Source organism: Streptomyces sp. UNOC14_S4, assembly GCF_020740835.1.
Lineage (GTDB): Bacteria > Actinomycetota > Actinomycetes > Streptomycetales > Streptomycetaceae > Streptomyces.
Genome location: NZ_JAINFC010000982.1, coordinates 1 through 935, shown reverse-complemented (window position 1 = coordinate 935; position 935 = coordinate 1). Strand labels below are relative to the sequence as shown.

The window sequence follows — 935 nt, the reverse complement described above, 5'->3', positions numbered from 1 at the left end:
GTCCACCCCGGACCGCCCGGCTGCGGCCCCGCTCCCGCCGTCCGGGCCGCAGCCGGGCGGTCCGGGGTGGACCGGGCGGCGCCGTCCCGCCGCGCAGCCCGTCTATCCTCTGGCGGCCGAGGGCGCCCACGCCCGCCAGGCCGTCTCCGTCCTGCACCTCGCCGGGCCCGGATTCGGCCGGGGAGCCGACCCCGCCGACCTCCAGGCCGCGATCTGGGGCAGCCTCGTCGAACTCACCGACGCGGGGGCACCCGCACCCGATCTGCTCGTCGTCACCGGGGACCTGACCGCGTCCGGCGGCCCGCGCGAGTGCGACCAGGCGCTGGCCTTCCTCACCGGGCTGCGGGCCCGCCTCGGGCTGGCGGCCGACCGGCTCGTGGTGGTGCCCGGTGGCCAGGATGTCAGCCTGGCCGCCAGCCGTGCCTACTTCAGCTCCTGCGAAGCCGACGAACTGCGGCCCAGGCCGCCCTACTGGCCCAAGTGGCGCCACTACGCGCGGCTGTTCCAGGAGCTCTACCAGGGCCTCGACGTCGTCTTCGACGCCGATCAGCCCTGGAGCCTGTTCCCGGTGCCCGCCCTGCGCACCGTCGTCGCCGGCCTCAACTCCTCGATGGCCCACAGCCACCGGCCGGAGGACCAGTACGCCTGGCTCGGTCCCGAACAGGCCGCCTGGTTCGCGCAGGCCCTGCGCCGCTACGAGCAGGACGGCTGGCTGCGCCTGGGGGCCCTGCGCCATCCGCCGGACACCACCCGGCCGATCGACGGCGGCCGGGGCACCGCCGCGTCCCCCGGAGGCCGCGAACACGGCCGGGCCGGTGAGCGGGGGCTCCGCCACGGCGCCGCCGCGCTGCGCGACACGGACACCCTCGCCCGCCTCGTCGCCCCGCGCCTCCATGTGCTGCTGCACGGTCCCCACGGCGCCCCGCGGAGCGTGC

At 77.6% G+C, this 935-nt stretch carries 1 protein-coding gene; it reads left to right on the top strand.

The window, feature by feature from the left end; translation table 11 throughout:
- Positions 1-935: metallophosphoesterase (locus tag K6I34_RS37465; RefSeq protein WP_374231128.1), on the top strand; the 935-nt coding region annotated here is incomplete at both ends.